Genomic DNA, 17,071 nt, shown 5'->3' on the forward strand with positions numbered 1-17,071 from the left:
ATGAAAGCCCAAGGTCTGTACGATCCTTCCAATGAACACGATGCCTGCGGCGTCGGATTCGTCGCCCACATCAAGGGAAATAAAAGCCACTCCATCGTCGAACAGGGTCTGCTGATCCTGAAAAACCTCGATCACCGGGGCGCCGTCGGCGCCGATGCGCTGATGGGCGACGGCGCCGGTATCCTGATCCAGGTTCCGGACCAGTACTACCGCGACGAGATGGCCAAGCAGGGTGTGGAGCTGCCTCCGCCGGGCGAATACGGCGTCGGCATGGTGTTCCTGCCGAAGGAAAACGCCTCCCGCATCGCCTGTGAACAGGAAATCGAGCGCGCCGTGCGCGCCGAAGGCCAGGTCGTGCTGGGCTGGCGCAACGTGCCGGTCGACTGCGACATGCCGATGTCGCCGACCGTGCGCGCCAAGGAACCCGTGATCCGCCAGATCTTCATCGGCCGTGGCGCCGACATCATGGTTACCGACGCGCTGGAGCGTAAGCTGTACGTGATCCGCAAATCGTCCGGCCACGCCATCCAGGCACTCAAGCTGCTGCACGGTAAAGAATTCTTCGTCGCCTCGATGTCGGCCCGCACCATCGTCTATAAAGGCTTGCTGCTGGCCGACCAGGTCGGTGTCTACTATAAAGACTTGCAGGACGCGCGCTGCGTCTCGGCGCTGGCGCTGGTGCACCAGCGTTTCTCGACCAACACCTTCCCGGAATGGCCGCTGGCCCACCCGTACCGCCTGATCGCCCACAACGGCGAGATCAACACCGTTAAAGGCAACTTCAACTGGATGCGGGCGCGCGAAGGCGTGATGAAGTCCGCCGTGCTGGGCGAAGACCTGCAGAAACTGTTCCCGTTGATCTATGAAGGCCAGTCGGACACCGCCTGCTTCGACAACGCGCTCGAACTGCTGCTGATGGCGGGCTATCCGATCGCCCAGGCGATGATGATGATGATCCCGGAAGCCTGGGAAAATCACGGCACGATGGACGACAATCGCCGTGCGTTCTACGAATATCACGCCGCGATGATGGAACCATGGGACGGCCCGGCGGCCATGGCCTTCACCGACGGCCGCTACATCGGCGGCACCCTGGACCGCAACGGCTTGCGTCCTGCGCGTTATATCGTCACCGACGACGATCTGGTGGTGATGGCGTCCGAATCGGGCGTGTTGCCGATTCCCGAGTCGAAAATCATCCAGAAGTGGCGCCTTCAACCGGGCAAGATGTTCCTGATCGACCTCGAAGCGGGCCGCATCATCGACGATAAAGAGCTCAAAGACACCTATGCCAACGCCAAGCCGTACAAGGCGTGGATCAACGCCGTGCGCATCAAGCTCAACGAGATCAAGTTGAGCGAAAGCCAGCTCGCGCACAACCGCGTCAAGTACAGCGCCGCGCCCGGCGAAAAAGCCGTGGCGTCCGTGCTGGACCGCCAGCAGGCGTTCGGCTACACCCAGGAGGACCTGAAGTTCCTGATGGCGCCGATGGCCGCCGCCGGCGAAGAGGCGACCGGTTCGATGGGCAACGACTCGCCGCTGGCCGTGATGTCGAACAAGCTCAAGCCGCTGTACAACTACTTCAAGCAGCTGTTCGCCCAGGTGACCAACCCGCCGATCGACCCGATCCGCGAAGCGATGGTGATGTCGCTGGTGTCGTTCATCGGTCCGAAGCCGAACCTGCTGGACACCAACAACGTCAATCCGCCGATGCGCCTGGAAGTGTCGCAGCCGATTCTGGGCTTCGACGACATGGCCCGCCTGCGCGGCATCAGCTCGCACACCGGCGGCAAGTTCAAGTCGTACGAGCTGAGCATTTGCTATCCGCTGAGCTGGGGCAAGGAAGGCATCGAAGCCTGCCTGGCGTCGCTGTGCGCCGAGGCGGTCGACGCCGTCAAGTCGGGCCACAACATCCTTATCGTCTCGGACCGCTCGATCGGCGCCGATCGTGTCGCCATCCCCGCGCTTCTGGCTACATCGACCGTGCATCAGCACTTGGTCAGCAAGGGTCTGCGGGCCTCCACCGGTCTGGTCGTTGAAACCGGTTCGGCCCGCGAAACCCACCACTTCGCGCTGCTGGCAGGCTACGGCGCCGAAGCGATCCACCCGTACCTGGCGATGGAAACGCTGGTCGAGCTGGCGCACGGCATGCCGGGCGACATGTCCGGCGACAAGGCCGTCTACAACTACACCAAGGCCATCGGCAAGGGCCTGATGAAGGTGATGTCGAAGATGGGCATCTCCACCTACATGTCGTACTGCGGCGCGCAGATCTTCGAAGCGGTCGGCTTGAACAAGTCGCTGGTCGACAAGTATTTCAAGGGCACCGCGTCGAACGTCGAAGGTATCGGCGTGTTCGAAGTGGCGGAAGAGGCGCTGCGCCTGCACAACCTGGCATTCGGCGACGATCCGGTGCTGGCCAACCATCTGGACGCCGGCGGCGAGTACGCCTTCCGCGTGCGCGGCGAGGACCACCTGTGGACCCCGGACGCGATCGCCAAGTTGCAGCATTCGACCCGCAGCAACAACTTCTCCAGCTATAAAGAGTACGCGCAGATCATCAACGACCAGAGCAAGCGCCACCTGACGTTGCGCGGCCTGTTCGAGTTCAAGCTCGACCCGACCAAGGCGATTCCGCTGGAGGAAGTCGAGCCGGCCAAGGAAATCGTCAAGCGTTTCGCCACCGGCGCGATGTCGATGGGTTCGATCTCGACCGAGGCGCACGCGACCCTGGCCGTGGCGATGAACCGCATCGGCGGCAAGTCGAACACCGGCGAGGGCGGCGAGGACCCGTCGCGCTATACGATGGAACTCAAAGGCATCAAGATCAAGCAGGGCGAGACCATGGCTTCGGTCATGGGCAAAGAGCAGATGGTGGTCGATATTCCGTTGCAGGAAGGCGATTCGCTGCGCTCGCGCATCAAGCAGGTCGCTTCGGGCCGGTTCGGCGTCACCGCCGCCTACCTGAACTCGGCCGACCAGATCCAGATCAAGATGGCCCAGGGCGCCAAGCCCGGCGAAGGCGGCCAGCTGCCCGGCCATAAGGTGTCGGAATATATCGCCACCCTGCGCTTCTCGGTGCCTGGCGTGGGTCTGATCTCGCCGCCGCCGCACCACGACATCTATTCGATCGAAGATCTGGCGCAGCTGATCCACGATCTGAAGAACGCCAATCCGCGCGCTTCGATCTCGGTCAAGCTGGTGTCGGAAGTCGGTATCGGCACGGTCGCCGCCGGCGTCACCAAGGCCAAGGCCGACCACGTCGTGGTCGCCGGCCATGACGGCGGCACGGGCGCCTCGCCATTGTCGTCGGTCAAGCACGCCGGCACCCCTTGGGAGCTGGGCCTGGCTGAAACCCAGCAAACCCTGGTGCTGAACGGCTTGCGCAGCCGGATTCGTGTGCAAGCCGACGGCCAGATGCGCACCGGCCGCGACGTCGTCATCGCCGCCATGCTGGGCGCCGACGAGATCGGCTTCGCCACCGCGCCGCTGGTGGTCGAAGGTTGCATCATGATGCGCAAATGCCATCTGAACACTTGCCCGGTCGGCGTCGCCACGCAGGACCCGGTGCTGCGCGCCAAGTTCTCCGGCAAGCCGGAATACGTGGTCAACTACTTCTTCTTCGTCGCCGAGGAAGCGCGTCAGTTGATGGCGCAACTGGGCATCCGCACCTATGACGAGTTGATCGGCCGCGTCGACCTGCTGGACAAGTCGAAGGCGATCACGCACTGGAAGGCCAAGGGGCTGGACTTCAGCGCCATCTTCTACCAGCCGGAAGTGCAGGACGGCCACTCGATCTATCACACGATGGAACAGGACCACGGCCTCGACAAGGCGCTCGACCACAAGCTGATCGCGCAAGCGAAGGCCGCGCTGGAGAAGGGCGAGCGCGTCTCGTTCATCTCGCCGGTGCGCAACGTCAACCGCACCGTCGGCACCATGTTGTCGGGCGAGGTGGCCAAGCGCTACGGCCATGCCGGCCTGCCGGACGACACCATCCACATCCAGCTGCAAGGCACGGCGGGTCAATCGGCCTGCGCCTTCCTGGCGCACGGCATCACGATCGACCTGGTCGGCGAAGGCAACGATTACGTCGGCAAGGGCTTGTCGGGCGGCCGCATCATCGTGCGTCCGAACACCGAGTTCCGCGGCTGGGCCGTCAACAACATCATCATCGGCAATACGGTGCTGTACGGCGCGATCAGCGGCGAAGCGTTCTTCAACGGCGTGGCCGGCGAGCGTTTCGCGGTGCGCAACTCGGGCGCCACGGCGATCGTCGAAGGCACCGGCGACCACGGTTGCGAATACATGACCGGCGGCACCGTCGTCGTGCTGGGCTGCACCGGCCGCAACTTCGCGGCGGGCATGTCGGGCGGCATCGCCTACGTGTACGACCCGGACGGCGATTTCGCATCGCGCTGCAACACCGCGATGGTGACCCTGGAGCCGGTCGTGACCGCCAAGCAGCAGGAAGCGGACAAGGCCACGTGGCACATCCAGCACAAGGACAACGGCGCGGAAGCGGACGAGGTGATCCTGAAGCGCTTGATCGAGCGCCACTTCAAGCACACCGGCAGCACGCGCGCCCGTCTGTTGCTGGATAACTGGGCCGATGGCCGCAGCAAGTTCGTCAAGGTATTCCCGAGCGAATACAAACGCGCCCTGGCCGAGATGGCCGAGGACGTGGCGAACGAAGCCGCCGTTGTCCAGCCGATCGCAGCCTGACTTGCCGCTTAAGCGCCTCCGACCGACGTCGTTGACTGAATATATTTAAGGATTTATCGTGGGTAAAATCACCGGTTTCATGGAATTCCAGCGCCAGGACGAGGGCTATCTGCCGCCAGCGGCGCGTTTGAAGAACTATTCCGAGTTCGTCATCACCCTGACCAACGAGCAGGCCAAGGTGCAGGGCGCGCGCTGCATGGATTGCGGCATCCCGTTTTGCAACACCGGCTGCCCGGTCAACAACATCATCCCGGACTGGAACGATCTGGTTTATCGCGGCAACTACCGCGAAGCGCTGGACACCCTGCACTCGACCAACAACTTCCCGGAATTCACCGGCCGCATCTGCCCGGCGCCGTGCGAGTCGGCCTGTACCCTGGGCATCAACAACGATCCGGTCGGCATCAAGTCGATCGAGCACAAGATCATCGACGAAGGCTGGGAACACGGCTGGGTCGTGCCGCAACCGGCGGCCCACCAGACTGGCAAGAAAGTGGCCGTGGTCGGCTCCGGCCCGGCCGGCCTGGCCGCGGCGCAGCAGCTGGCGCGCGCCGGCCATGCCGTGACCGTGTTCGAGAAGAGCGACCGCGTCGGCGGCTTGCTGCGTTACGGCATCCCGGACTTCAAGATGGAAAAGTCGCACATCGACCGCCGTATCAAGCAGATGGAAGAGGAAGGCGTCGTGTTCCGCACCAGCGTGCTGGTGGGCAAGGATTTCCCGGCCAACGTCAACAACTGGGCCAAGGAAACCATTTTCCCGGAAGACCTGGAGAAGGAATTCGACGCGGTCATCCTGGCCGGCGGCGCCGAGCAGCCGCGCGATCTGCCGGTGCCCGGCCGTGAGCTCAAGGGCGTGCATTTCGCGATGGACTTCCTGCCGCTGCAAAACAAGGTCAACGCCGGCGACAAGGTCAAGGACCAACTGAAGGCCACCGGCAAGCACGTGGTCGTCATCGGCGGCGGCGACACCGGTTCCGACTGCGTCGGCACGTCGAATCGCCACGGCGCCGCCTCGGTCACCCAGTTCGAACTGATGCCGATGCCACCGGAGCAAGAGAACAAGCCGCTGGTATGGCCGTACTGGCCGACCAAGCTGCGCACCTCGTCGTCGCACGAGGAAGGTTGCGAGCGGGATTGGGCGGTCGCCACCAAGCGCCTGGAAGGCAAGGGCGGCAAGGTCGACAAGCTGATCGCCTGCCGCGTCGAATGGAAAGACGGCAAGATGGCCGAAGTGCCGAATTCGGAATTCGAAATGAAGGCCGACCTGGTGCTGCTGGCGATGGGTTTCGTGTCGCCGGTCGCCAACGTGCTGGACGCGTTCGGCATCGACAAGGATGCGCGCGGCAACGCCAAGGCCACCACCGATGGCGAGGGTTGCTACAAAACCTCCGCCCCCAAAGTATTTGCCGCCGGCGACGTGCGCCGTGGCCAGTCGCTGGTGGTATGGGCGATCCGCGAAGGGCGCCAATGCGCGCGCGCGGTCGACGAGTTCCTGATGGGCTATTCCGACCTGCCACGCTAAGCGGCGGTACGGAACGTTTGCTTCCCAGCCGGGAGCGAGTGGGCGATCCCCGCTCGCTACCCGGTTTTTTTGTTCCTCAACCCCCCCGGGGTCAGTGCCGACATTCAGACACGAGCTGAGCAAAACCCCCCCGGGGTCAGTGCCGACATTCAGACACGAGCTGAGCGGTGTTAGGAAGCCGGATCCTTCCATACTTGGGTTCGTGTCCGAATGTCGGCACTGACCCCGGAGGGGGAGTGGGGCGACGGGCTTGTGCAGGCGATGACCAAATCGCGGCACAATGTGCCTGCCCGCACGGTTGTTTATTAACAGTCAGTCAGAATCCGGTAAGGGTTTCGCCCGCATGCTGGCGAGCGCGACGCGGCAATGTAACATTTCATGCCTCGTGTAAATTGCTGACTTGAGATTCAGTAGTGTTGTATTATCTGCCACGCACCATAGCGCCAACGGCCCGGAATCAGGCCGTCTCCAGCAGAGATTAACCTTTCTGCACTACAATACGGCATTAAAAATAATGAGTTCAGTCGTGCCTAATCTTGTCGAAATCAGTGATTTACACTTTTCCTATGGAAAGCGCTCGATCCTGTCGGGCCTCCAGATGGATTTCCCGCGCGGGAAAGTGATCGCAGTGATGGGCGGTTCGGGCAGCGGCAAGACGACGGTATTGCGACTGATCGGCGGCCAGATCCGCCCGCAAAAAGGCCAGGTGAAAGTCCAGGGCCAGGTTGTGCACAAGTTGAATACCGCCGGCTTGTATCTGCTGCGGCGCAAAATGGGCATGCTGTTCCAGCATGGCGCGCTATTCACCGACCTCACCGTCTTTGAAAACGTTGCCTTCCCGCTGCGCGAGCATACCGATCTGCCCGAAGAGCTGATCCGCAACCTGGTGCTGATGAAGCTGCACGCGGTCGGACTGCGCAACGCCGCCAAATTGAAACCGGCCGAGATCTCCGGCGGCATGGCGCGCCGCGTCGCGCTGGCGCGCTCGATCGCGCTCGACCCCGAGCTGATCCTGTACGACGAGCCGTTCGCCGGCCTCGACCCGATCTCGATGGGCGTCACCGCCAACCTGATCCGCAACCTCAACACCGCGCTCGGCTCGACCACGGTGCTGGTGTCGCACGACGTCAAGGAATGCTTCGCCATCGCCGACTATGTCTACTTCCTGTCGCAGGGCAAGATCGTCGCGCACGGCACGCCGGCCGACATGATGGTGTCGACCGATCCGTACGTGCACCAGTTCGTCAACGCCGAAGCGGACGGCCCGGTGCCGTTCCACTATCCAGGCAAGTCCCTGGCCGATGATCTGGGCCTGGGGGGAAAAGCATGACAGTAAGAAATTGGTTGTCCCAGCTGGGCGCGCCGCTGCGCGACTACATCGAAAGCATCGGCTACGGCGCGCGCCTGTTCCTCAACATGGTGCGCCTGTCCCCCGGCCTGCTGCGCCGCCCGCGCCTGCTGATCGAGCAGCTGCACTTCATCGGCAATTATTCGATGCTGATCATCACCCTGTCCGGCCTGTTCGTCGGCATGGTGCTGGGCCTGCAAGGATATTACACACTGAATAAATACGGCGCCGAGCAGTCGCTCGGCCTGCTGGTGGCGCTGGGCCTGACGCGCGAACTGGGCCCGGTCATCACCGCGCTGCTGTTCGCCGGCCGCGCCGGCACCTCGCTGACGGCGGAAATCGGCCTGATGAAGGCCGGCGAGCAGTTGTCGGCGATGGAGATGATGGCCGTCAACCCGATCCAGCGCGTGCTGGCGCCCCGTTTCTGGGCCGGCGTGATCGCCGTGCCGCTGCTGGCGTCGGTGTTCAGCGCCGTCGGCGTGCTCGGCGGCTATCTGGTCGGCGTGCAGTTGATCGGCGTCGACGAGGGCGCCTTCTGGTCGCAGATGCAGGGCGGCGTCGATGTCTGGAAAGACATCTTCAACGGCTTCGTCAAGAGCGTGGTGTTCGGTATCGCCATCACCTTCATCGCGCTGTACCAGGGTTATCAGACCCAGCCGACGCCGGAAGACGTGGCGCGCGCCACCACCCGCACGGTCGTGATCTCATCGCTGATGATCTGGTGGCTCGATTTCATGCTGACCGCTTTGATGTTCAGCAAATAACACAAATTAAAGAATACTTAGTAGTATTACGCGAGGATAGCTATGCAACGTAAATCACTGGATGTCTGGGTCGGTCTGTTCATCGTCATCGGCGTGGCCGCGCTGATGTTCTTGGCGTTGAAGGCCGGCAACATGGGTTCCATGTCCTTTGGCAAAACGTACCCGATCACGGCCAAGTTCGACAACATCGGCAGCCTGCGTCCGCAGGCGGCGGTGAAAGCGTCGGGCGTGGTCATCGGCCGCGTCGGCGAGATCAAGTTTGATGACAAGAGTTACCAGGCGCTGGTAACCTTGAATATGGAAGAAGGTTATAAATTCCCTAAGGACAGTTCCGCCAAGATTCTGACGGCCGGTCTGCTGGGCGAGCAATACGTAGGCATCGAGGCCGGCGGCGACACCAACAATTTGGCCGCCGGTGACAAAATCGCACGAACCCAATCGGCCGCCGTGCTGGAGGACCTGATCAATCAGTTCATCTACAGCAAGGCCGCTGAAGGAAAAAAGGAAGAATAAATGTCTAGCACCCCGAAACACTTCCGCCAGGCCGCGCTGGCGCTGGGCGTCACCTTGATGCTGGCCGGCTGCGCCGGTCCCAACCCGCGCGATCCGTACGAGAGCTACAACCGCGCCGTGTTCTCGTTCAACGACACGGTCGACACCTACGCGTTGAAGCCCGTTGCGACCGTGTACCGCGACGTTACCCCATCGTTCGTGCAGACCGGCGTGGGCAACTTCTTCGGCAACCTGGGCGACGCCTGGACCGCCGTCAACAACCTGCTGCAAGGCAAGGGCGAGGCCGGCATGACCGACGTCACCCGCTTCGCGCTGAACTCGACGCTGGGTATCCTGGGCCTGTTCGACATCGCCTCCGAGGCCGGCCTGCAAAAGCACAAGGAAGACTTCGGCCAGACCCTGGGCACCTGGGGCGTGGCCTCCGGTCCGTACCTGATGCTGCCGCTGCTGGGCCCGTCGACGGTGCGCGACACGGTGGCGCTGCCGGCCGACTTCGCCGGCAACATCTGGCGCTACAAGGACCCGGTCCACGTGCGTAACATCGGCACCGGCGTCAACCTGGTCGATACCCGCGCCAGCCTGCTCGACGCCACCAGCATGCTGGAAGACGCCGCGCTGGACCGCTACGAGTTCATCCGCGACGGCTACATGCAGCGCCGCGAGAGCCAGATCCACCCGGACGGCAACCCGGATAGTTCCAAGAAGCAGGAGCCAGCCGACGAGGGCGCGCCTGCGGCCAAACCCGACGCCGCCCCGGCCGCGCCGGTGACGCCGCAAGGCCCGACCGACGCGAAACCTGCGGAAAAATCCTCGGGTGTGTCATCCGAATCGGCACCCAAGGAGTTAAACTCCGGTACGCCGGCTGCGAGCGACGCCAGCCTGTGACCCCGAAGAACCCACATAGGTAGATAAAAGATGAAATTATTTAAACAGCTGTTAGCCATCGCCACCGTCTCGCTGGCCTTCAACGCCCACGCCGCCGGTCCCGCCAACGAAGCGCCGGACGCGCTGGTCAAGCGCATCAGCCAGGACGTCATCGAGACCGCCAAGTCCGACAAGGCGATCCAGGCCGGCGACACCAAGAAAGTCATGCAGCTGGTCGAGACCAAGATCTTGCCGTTCGTCGATTCGGACCGCATGACCTCCTTGGCGGCCGGCCGTTTCTGGCGCGACGCCACCCCCGAGCAGAAAAAGCAGCTGTCGGAACAGTTCCGCACGCTGCTGATCTACACCTACTCGGGCGCGCTGTCGCAGATCAAGAACGAAACCGTGGACTTCCAGCCGCTGCGCGCCGACCCGTCCGACACCGAAGTGGAAGTGCGCTCGAAGGTCAACATGACCCGTGGCGAGCCGATCACGCTGAACTACCGCGTGGCCAAGGCCGCCGCCGGCTGGAAGATCTATGACATCAACGTCATGGGCGCCTGGTTGGTCGAGACCTACAAGGGCACGTTCGCGTCGGAGATCAGCAAGGGCGGTATCGACGGCCTGATCAAGACCCTGACCGCGAAAAACCAGTCGCTGGCCAGCAAACCTTTGAAAACTACGGCAAAATAACGTTTCCGCGACGTTTATACTAAGATAACGACCATGTCCGAACCGACCGACAACCTGCAATCGCTCACGTCCCTGACCGTGCTCAACGCCACCGCGGCGCTGGAGCGTGGCCTGGCCGCCATCAAGGCCGGCCAGACGGTGTTCGATCTGCGCCACGTGTTGACGGTCGATTCGGTGGCCGTGTCGGTCTTGCTGGCGTGGCAACGCGCCGCCAGCGAGGCCGGCGTCAAGCTGGAACTGAAGAACCTGCCGCCGGCGCTGCAAAGCTTAACCAAGCTGTACGGCGTGTGCGCGCTGGTCTTCCCCGAACAAAGCGACCCCGCGCAAGCTTGCGCCGGCCAGGCCGACGCGCCTGCCGACCTGCACCACCATCATTGACCCCCGCCCCACCCCGCCGCCTGTAGCACCCCCCGGTAAATGCCCTTCCGGCTCTGCCGAACCAGATTTCCAATATAATTGAACGTTGCCACCGCCTAAGAGCCGTGGCGCCCTGGTTTTACCTTCCGCTCCATTCCGCGCCGGCCCACGCCGCCGCACACAACCGATAAGTCAAGCATGACAGCGATCCAAATAACGAATGTCGAGAAGCGCTACAAGTCGCTCCAGGCACTGGGCGGCGTCTCCCTCTCGATCGAAGAGGGAGAGTTCTTTGGCCTGCTGGGCCCCAACGGCGCCGGCAAGACCACCCTGATCTCCATCATCGCCGGGTTGATCCGGCCCGACGCCGGCAAGGTCTCGATCCACGGCCACGACGTCACCGGCGACTTCCGCGAGGCGCGCCGCAAGCTGGGCGTGGTGCCGCAGGAGCTGGTGTTCGATCCCTTCTTCACGGTGCGCGAAACCTTGCGCCTGCAGTCCGGCTACTTCGGCCTGCCGAACAACGACGCCTGGATCGACGAGGTGATGCACAACCTCGACCTGACCAACAAGGCCGACACCAACATGCGCGCGCTGTCGGGCGGCATGAAGCGCCGCGTGCTGGTGGCGCAGGCGCTGGTGCACAAGCCGCCGGTCATCGTGCTCGACGAGCCGACCGCCGGCGTCGACGTCGAACTGCGCCAGACCCTGTGGAAGTTCATCTCGCGCCTGAACCGCGAAGGCCACACCGTGGTGCTGACCACCCACTACCTGGAAGAGGCGCAAGCCATGTGCAAGCGCGTGGCCATGCTCAAAAGCGGCAAGGTCGTCGCGCTCGACACGATGGCGGCGCTGATCCGCCGCATCTCCGGCTCGCAGCTGATCGTCAACATGGTGCGGGGCGAGCTGCCGGCCGATTTGCAGCATCTGGTCACGCACCCGGAAGCGTCGGACCACGGTCGCAAATACAGCCTGCGCATCAACGAGTATTCGGAGGTCGAGGCCATCCTGGCGCGCCTGCGCGAATCGGGCGCCGTCATCGACGACATGCAGCTGCAACAGGCCGACCTGGAAGACATCTTCCTGCAGATCATGGACAAGGGGACCGTATGAACTTCATCTCGAGCGGTTTCCGCACCCTGGTCTATAAAGAGACGCTGCGCTTCTGGAAAGTCGCCACGCAGACCGTCGCCGCGCCGATCCTGACGGCCATGCTGTACCTGCTGATCTTCGGCCACGTGCTCGAAGGCCGGGTGCAGGTGTATGAGGGCGTCAGCTACACCTCGTTCCTGATCCCCGGCCTGGTGATGATGAGCGTTCTGCAGAACGCCTTCGCCAACTCGTCGTCGTCGCTGATCCAGTCCAAGATCACCGGCAACCTGGTGTTCGTGCTGCTCACGCCCCTGTCGCACTGGGAGATCTTCTCAGCCTACGTGCTGGCGGCGATGGTGCGCGGTATCGCGGTCGGCCTGGGCGTGTTCGCCGCCACCGCCTATTTCGCCCACATGTCGTTCACCGCGCCGCTGTGGATCATCGTGTTCGCGCTGCTGGGCGCCGCCATCCTCGGCACCATGGGCCTGATCGCCGGCATCTGGGCCGAGAAGTTCGACCAGCTGGCCGCGTTCCAGAACTTCCTGATCATGCCGCTGACGTTCCTGTCGGGCGTGTTCTACTCGATCCACTCGCTGCCGCCGTTCTGGCTAACGGTGTCGCACCTGAACCCGTTCTTCTACATGATCGACGGCTTCCGCTACGGTTTCTTCGGGCAGTCCGACACCAATCCATGGACCAGCCTTGCCATCGTCTCCGGCTTCCTGGTGGTGCTGTCGCTGGCCGCGATTCGTCTGCTGCGCAGCGGATACAGGTTACGTCACTAAAGCGGCGCCATTATTATTTAAGGATTCATCATGACCACCACTCCAGAACTGATCCACGGCTACATCTCGGCCGGTCTCGAATGCACCCACCTCGAAGTGGAGGGCGACGGCCAGCACTTCCAGGCCGTCATCGTCTCGCCGGCGTTCGCGGGCAAGCGTCCGATCCAGCGCCACCAGATCGTTTACGCCGCGCTGGGCGACCGCATGCGCGAAGAGATCCACGCGCTGTCGATGAAAACCCTCACCCCTGAAGAATACAAAGGATAAGCATGGACAAGCTCCTCATCCAAGGCGGCAACCGCCTGCACGGCGACATCAACATCTCCGGCGCCAAGAACGCGGCGCTGCCCATCCTGTGCGCGGGCCTGCTGACCGCCGGCGATCTGGAACTGACCAACGTGCCGCACCTGCACGATGTCGCCACCATGCTCAAGCTGCTCAAGGAAACCGGCCTGCAGGTCAAGCAGGACGGCGACGCCGTCACGCTGAACGGCGCCAACGTCGACAAGCTCGAAGCGCCGTATGAGCTGGTGAAAACCATGCGCGCCTCGATCCTGGTGCTCGGCCCGTTGCTGGCGCGCTTCGGCGAAGCCAAGGTGTCGCTGCCGGGCGGCTGCGCCATCGGCTCGCGCCCGGTCGACCAGCACATCAAGGGTCTGCAGGCGCTGGGCGCCGAGATCACCATCGACGCCGGCTACATCTACGCCAAGTGCGCGAAGCTCAAGGGCGCGCGCATCGTCACCGACATGATCACCGTGACCGGCACCGAGAACCTGCTGATGGCCGCGACGCTGGCCGAAGGCGAGACGATCCTGGAAAACGCCGCGCGCGAGCCGGAAGTGACCGACCTGGCCAACCTGCTGGTGGCCATGGGCGCCAAGATCGAAGGCATCGGCACCGACCGCCTGGTGATCCAGGGCGTCGAGTCCCTGCACGGCGCCAAGCACGCCGTCATCTCCGACCGCATCGAGGCGGCGACCTTCCTGTGCGCCGTCGCGGCCACCGGCGGCGACATCACGATCCGCAACACCCGCGTCGACATCATGGACGCGGCGCTCGACAAGCTGCGCGAAGTGGGCCTGAAGATGACCATCGGCGACGACTGGATCCGCGCGCAGATGGACCAGCGCCCGGAGCCTGTGACTTTCCGCACCACCGAATATCCCGGCTTCCCGACCGACATGCAGGCGCAGTTCATGGCGGTCAACACCATCGCCTCCGGCCCCAGCCGCGTGACCGAGACGATTTTCGAGAACCGCTTCATGCACGTGCAGGAGATGAACCGCCTGGGCGCGTCCATCGAGACCGACGGCAACACGGCCCACATCAAGGGCGTCGCGCAGCTGGTCGGCGCGCCGGTGATGGCGACCGACCTGCGCGCGTCGGCCTCGCTGGTGATCGCGGCGCTGGCCGCGCGCGGCGAGACCTTGATCGACCGCATCTACCACCTCGACCGCGGCTACGACCAGATGGAAGTGAAGCTGTCCGCCGTCGGCGCCAATATCAAACGGATCAAGTAAACATGAGCGCATTTCAAGCAAATTCGCAGCTGATCCTGGCGCTGTCGAAGGGACGTATTTTCGAGGACACCTTGCCGCTGCTGGAAGCGGCAGGCATCACCGTCACCGAGAACCCGGAGACCTCGCGCAAGCTGATCCTGTCGACCAACGATCCGGACGTGCGCGTCATCATCGTGCGCGCCAGCGACGTGCCGACCTACGTGCAGCATGGCGCGGCGGACTTCGGCGTGGCCGGCAAGGACGTGCTGCTGGAGCACGGCGGCGAGGGTTTGTACCAGCCGATCGACTTGAACATCGCGGCCTGCCGCATGTCGGTCGCGGTCAAGAACGGCTTCGATTACGAGACCGCCGTGCGCCAGGGCGCGCGCCTGCGCGTGGCCACCAAGTTCGTGCAGACCGCGCGCGAGCACTTCGCCAAGAAGGGCGTGCACGTCGACCTGATCAAGCTTTACGGCTCGATGGAGCTGGCGCCGCTGGTCGGCCTGTCCGACGCCATCGTCGACGTGGTCAGCACCGGCAACACGCTGCGCGCCAACGACCTGGTCGAAGTCGAGGCCATCATGGACATCTCGTCGCGCCTGATCGTCAACCAGGCCGCGTTGAAGCTCAAGCGCGAGCGTCTGCAACCGATCATCGAAGCGTTCGAGCGCGCCTCGAAGTTATAAACAAGCTGTAACCACGGATTCCATCATGCCGATTCAAATCACCAAGCTCGATTCCACCCAAGCCGATTTCAAAAAGTCACTGGACACGCTGCTGGCGTTTGAAGCGGGCACCGACGACGCCATCGAGCGCGCCGTGGCCGGCATCCTGGCCGACGTCAAGGCGCGCGGCGACGCCGCGGTGCTGGAATACACCAACCGCTTCGACCGCATCCCCGACGGCGGCGCCGCCGGCATGGCCGCCTTCGATATTCCGGAAAGCGAACTGCAGGCCGCGCTGGCCGCGATTCCGGCCGCGCAGCGCGAGGCGCTGCAAGTGGCCGCGCAGCGCATCCGCGTGTTCCACGAGCGCCAGAAGCAGGAGCTGCAAGGCTTCACCTACACCGAGCCCGATGGCACAATGCTGGGCCAGAAAATCACCCCGCTCGACCGCGTCGGCATCTACGTCCCCGGCGGCAAGGCCGCCTATCCGTCGTCGGTGCTGATGAACGCGATCCCGGCGCACGTGGCCGGCGTCGAAGAAATCATCATGGTGGTGCCCACCCCGGACGGCGTGAAGAACCAGATGGTGCTGGCCGCCGCCGCCATCGCCGGCGTCACCCGCGTGATCACCATCGGCGGCGCGCAGGCGGTCGGCGCGCTGGCCCACGGCACGGAGACGATACAACCGGTCGACAAGATCGTCGGTCCCGGCAACGCCTACGTGGCCGCCGCCAAGCGCCGCGTGTTCGGCATCGTCGGCATCGACATGATCGCCGGCCCGTCCGAAATCCTGATCATTTGCGACGGCAGCACCGATCCCGACTGGGTGGCGATGGACCTGTTCTCGCAGGCCGAGCACGACGAGCTGGCGCAGGCCATCCTTCTGTGCCCCGACGCCGACTACATCGCCCGCGTGGAAGCGAGCATCAACAAGCTGCTGCCGACGATGCCGCGCCACGAAACCATCCGCACCTCGCTGACCGATCGCGGCGCGCTGGTCAAGGTGCGCGACATGGACGAGGCCTGCGCCATCGCCAATTCGATCGCCGCCGAGCACCTGGAAATCTCGGCCGAGAATCCGCAGCAGTGGGCCGACAAGATCCGCCACGCCGGCGCCATGTTCCTGGGCCGCTTCTCGTCCGAGTCGCTGGGCGACTATTGCTGCGGTCCGAACCACGTGCTGCCGACGTCGCGCACCGCGCGCTTCTCGTCGCCGCTGGGCGTGTACGATTTCCAGAAGCGCTCGTCCGTGATCATGGTCAGCGAAGCGGGCGCGCAAACCCTGGGCAAGGTCGCGGCCGAACTGGCCTACGGCGAAGGCTTGCAAGCGCACGCCCGCAGCGCCGAACTGCGTTTGAAGACGCCGCAATGACCGTGGCCGTGGCCATGGACGACAGGGAGAAACAAGCACCCTGGATCAACCAGGTCTTCTGCGAGGATGCGCTGGCCGGCCTGGCGCGCATCCCGGACGGCGCCGTCGATTTGATCCTGACCGATCCGCCCTATAACCTGGGCAAGGACTACGGCAACGATTCCGATTCGCAGACGGTGGAGGAGTACCTGCGCTGGACCGAGCAATGGATCGACGCCGCGCTGCCCAAGCTCAAACCCAACGGCAGCCTGTATATCTTCCTGACCTGGCGCTTTTCGCCGGAGATCTTCGTGCTGCTGAAAAAGCGCATGACGATGATGAACGAGATTATCTGGGACCGCCGGGTGCCGTCGATGGGCGGCAGCGTGCGCAGTTATTCGTCGGTGCACGACACCATCGGCTTTTTCGTGCGCCGCAAGGATTATTACTTCGACCTGGACGCGGTGCGCATCCCGTACGACGCCGAGACCAAGAAGGCGCGATCGCGTTCGATCTTCGTCGGCGCCAAATGGCTGGAAGTGGGCTACAACCCCAAGGATTTGTGGAGCGTGTCGCGTCTGCACCGGGAGCATCCCGAGCGCGCCGACCATCCGACCCAAAAGCCGCTCGAGATCATCGAGCGCATGGTCAAGGCCTCGTGCCCGGCCGACGGCGTGGTGCTGGACCTGTTCATGGGCAGCGGCACGACGGCGATCGCCGCCAAGCGTTGCGGACGCAATTTCGTCGGCTTCGAGCTCAATCCCGATTATTGCGCCATCATCGCCGAACGACTCGCGGCGGCGGACTTGCCCCCACCGCCCGAAAAGAAGAAGCCCGTCCCCCGTAGCAGTAAAAAACCCGCGGTCAAACGCACCGCCACCACCTAGGAGCCC

15 protein-coding genes are annotated in these 17,071 nt (G+C 63.6%); all 15 read left to right on the forward strand.

The features are described from left to right. The 15 genes from BMX85_RS23420 to BMX85_RS23490 all read left to right on the forward strand — a co-directional run bounded on the left by BMX85_RS23420 (position 1) and on the right by BMX85_RS23490 (position 17,065). Positions 1-4,725, forward strand: a complete 4,725-nt coding sequence (locus tag BMX85_RS23420; RefSeq protein WP_090324469.1) for a glutamate synthase-related protein — start codon at positions 1-3, stop codon at positions 4,723-4,725. 58 nt (positions 4,726-4,783) lie between these two features. Beyond that, a complete protein-coding gene (locus tag BMX85_RS23425; RefSeq protein WP_090324471.1) occupies positions 4,784-6,247 on the forward strand; it encodes a glutamate synthase subunit beta in 1,464 nt (487 codons plus the stop codon). A gap of 526 nt (positions 6,248-6,773) precedes the next feature. Then, positions 6,774-7,577, forward strand: a complete 804-nt coding sequence (locus BMX85_RS23430; protein ID WP_090324474.1) for an ABC transporter ATP-binding protein — start codon at positions 6,774-6,776, stop codon at positions 7,575-7,577. Then, positions 7,574-8,359: a lipid asymmetry maintenance ABC transporter permease subunit MlaE gene (gene mlaE, locus BMX85_RS23435; RefSeq protein ID WP_090324476.1), complete on the forward strand. Its 786-nt coding sequence runs from the start codon at positions 7,574-7,576 to the stop codon at positions 8,357-8,359. Before BMX85_RS23430 ends, mlaE begins: the two co-directional genes overlap by 4 nt. A gap of 42 nt (positions 8,360-8,401) precedes the next feature. After that, positions 8,402-8,872: an outer membrane lipid asymmetry maintenance protein MlaD gene (gene mlaD, locus BMX85_RS23440; protein WP_090324479.1), complete on the forward strand. Its 471-nt coding sequence runs from the start codon at positions 8,402-8,404 to the stop codon at positions 8,870-8,872. Continuing rightward, positions 8,873-9,757 carry an MlaA family lipoprotein gene (locus tag BMX85_RS23445; RefSeq protein ID WP_090324481.1) on the forward strand — a complete coding sequence of 295 codons (885 nt, stop codon included), beginning with the start codon at positions 8,873-8,875 and terminating at the stop codon, positions 9,755-9,757. Between the two features lie 30 nt (positions 9,758-9,787). After that, the gene (locus BMX85_RS23450; protein ID WP_090324484.1) at positions 9,788-10,429 is read left to right on the forward strand and encodes an MlaC/ttg2D family ABC transporter substrate-binding protein; all 642 of its coding nucleotides are present in this window, start codon (positions 9,788-9,790) and stop codon (positions 10,427-10,429) included. Between the two features lie 33 nt (positions 10,430-10,462). Then, positions 10,463-10,807, forward strand: coding sequence for an STAS domain-containing protein (locus tag BMX85_RS23455; RefSeq protein WP_090324486.1), 345 nt, complete (start codon positions 10,463-10,465; stop codon positions 10,805-10,807). Between the two features lie 177 nt (positions 10,808-10,984). Continuing rightward, a complete protein-coding gene (locus BMX85_RS23460) occupies positions 10,985-11,899 on the forward strand; it encodes an ABC transporter ATP-binding protein (RefSeq protein ID WP_090324489.1) in 915 nt (304 codons plus the stop codon). Continuing rightward, positions 11,896-12,663 carry an ABC transporter permease gene (locus tag BMX85_RS23465; protein WP_090324491.1) on the forward strand — a complete coding sequence of 256 codons (768 nt, stop codon included), beginning with the start codon at positions 11,896-11,898 and terminating at the stop codon, positions 12,661-12,663. Before BMX85_RS23460 ends, BMX85_RS23465 begins: the two co-directional genes overlap by 4 nt. A gap of 30 nt (positions 12,664-12,693) precedes the next feature. After that, the gene (locus BMX85_RS23470) at positions 12,694-12,930 is read left to right on the forward strand and encodes a BolA family protein (protein WP_090324494.1); all 237 of its coding nucleotides are present in this window, start codon (positions 12,694-12,696) and stop codon (positions 12,928-12,930) included. A gap of 2 nt (positions 12,931-12,932) precedes the next feature. Then, positions 12,933-14,183 (forward strand): UDP-N-acetylglucosamine 1-carboxyvinyltransferase, encoded by a 1,251-nt coding sequence (gene murA / locus BMX85_RS23475; RefSeq protein ID WP_090324497.1) that lies wholly within the window; start codon positions 12,933-12,935, stop codon positions 14,181-14,183. 2 nt (positions 14,184-14,185) lie between these two features. After that, positions 14,186-14,848, forward strand: coding sequence for an ATP phosphoribosyltransferase (gene hisG / locus BMX85_RS23480; RefSeq protein WP_090324499.1), 663 nt, complete (start codon positions 14,186-14,188; stop codon positions 14,846-14,848). 25 nt (positions 14,849-14,873) lie between these two features. Next, the gene (gene hisD, locus BMX85_RS23485; protein ID WP_090324502.1) at positions 14,874-16,199 is read left to right on the forward strand and encodes a histidinol dehydrogenase; all 1,326 of its coding nucleotides are present in this window, start codon (positions 14,874-14,876) and stop codon (positions 16,197-16,199) included. Beyond that, on the forward strand, positions 16,196-17,065 hold the full coding sequence (locus BMX85_RS23490) for a DNA-methyltransferase (protein ID WP_229210642.1): 870 nt from the start codon (positions 16,196-16,198) through the stop codon (positions 17,063-17,065). The genes hisD and BMX85_RS23490 overlap by 4 nt, the downstream gene beginning before the upstream one ends. Positions 17,066-17,071 lie beyond the last annotated feature (6 nt).

Source organism: Duganella sp. CF517, assembly GCF_900110275.1.
Classification (GTDB): domain Bacteria; phylum Pseudomonadota; class Gammaproteobacteria; order Burkholderiales; family Burkholderiaceae_D; genus Rugamonas.

Coding starts and splice junctions, on each gene's coding strand:
- murA (WP_090324497.1), top strand. CDS start 12,933: ATGGACAAGCTCCTCATCCAAGGCGGCAACCGCCTGCACGGCGACATC.
- mlaE (WP_090324476.1), top strand. CDS start 7,574: ATGACAGTAAGAAATTGGTTGTCCCAGCTGGGCGCGCCGCTGCGCGAC.
- mlaD (WP_090324479.1), top strand. CDS start 8,402: ATGCAACGTAAATCACTGGATGTCTGGGTCGGTCTGTTCATCGTCATC.
- BMX85_RS23470 (WP_090324494.1), top strand. CDS start 12,694: ATGACCACCACTCCAGAACTGATCCACGGCTACATCTCGGCCGGTCTC.
- BMX85_RS23455 (WP_090324486.1), top strand. CDS start 10,463: ATGTCCGAACCGACCGACAACCTGCAATCGCTCACGTCCCTGACCGTG.
- BMX85_RS23420 (WP_090324469.1), top strand. CDS start 1: ATGAAAGCCCAAGGTCTGTACGATCCTTCCAATGAACACGATGCCTGC.
- BMX85_RS23465 (WP_090324491.1), top strand. CDS start 11,896: ATGAACTTCATCTCGAGCGGTTTCCGCACCCTGGTCTATAAAGAGACG.
- BMX85_RS23460 (WP_090324489.1), top strand. CDS start 10,985: ATGACAGCGATCCAAATAACGAATGTCGAGAAGCGCTACAAGTCGCTC.
- BMX85_RS23450 (WP_090324484.1), top strand. CDS start 9,788: ATGAAATTATTTAAACAGCTGTTAGCCATCGCCACCGTCTCGCTGGCC.
- hisD (WP_090324502.1), top strand. CDS start 14,874: ATGCCGATTCAAATCACCAAGCTCGATTCCACCCAAGCCGATTTCAAA.
- hisG (WP_090324499.1), top strand. CDS start 14,186: ATGAGCGCATTTCAAGCAAATTCGCAGCTGATCCTGGCGCTGTCGAAG.
- BMX85_RS23445 (WP_090324481.1), top strand. CDS start 8,873: ATGTCTAGCACCCCGAAACACTTCCGCCAGGCCGCGCTGGCGCTGGGC.
- BMX85_RS23490 (WP_229210642.1), top strand. CDS start 16,196: ATGACCGTGGCCGTGGCCATGGACGACAGGGAGAAACAAGCACCCTGG.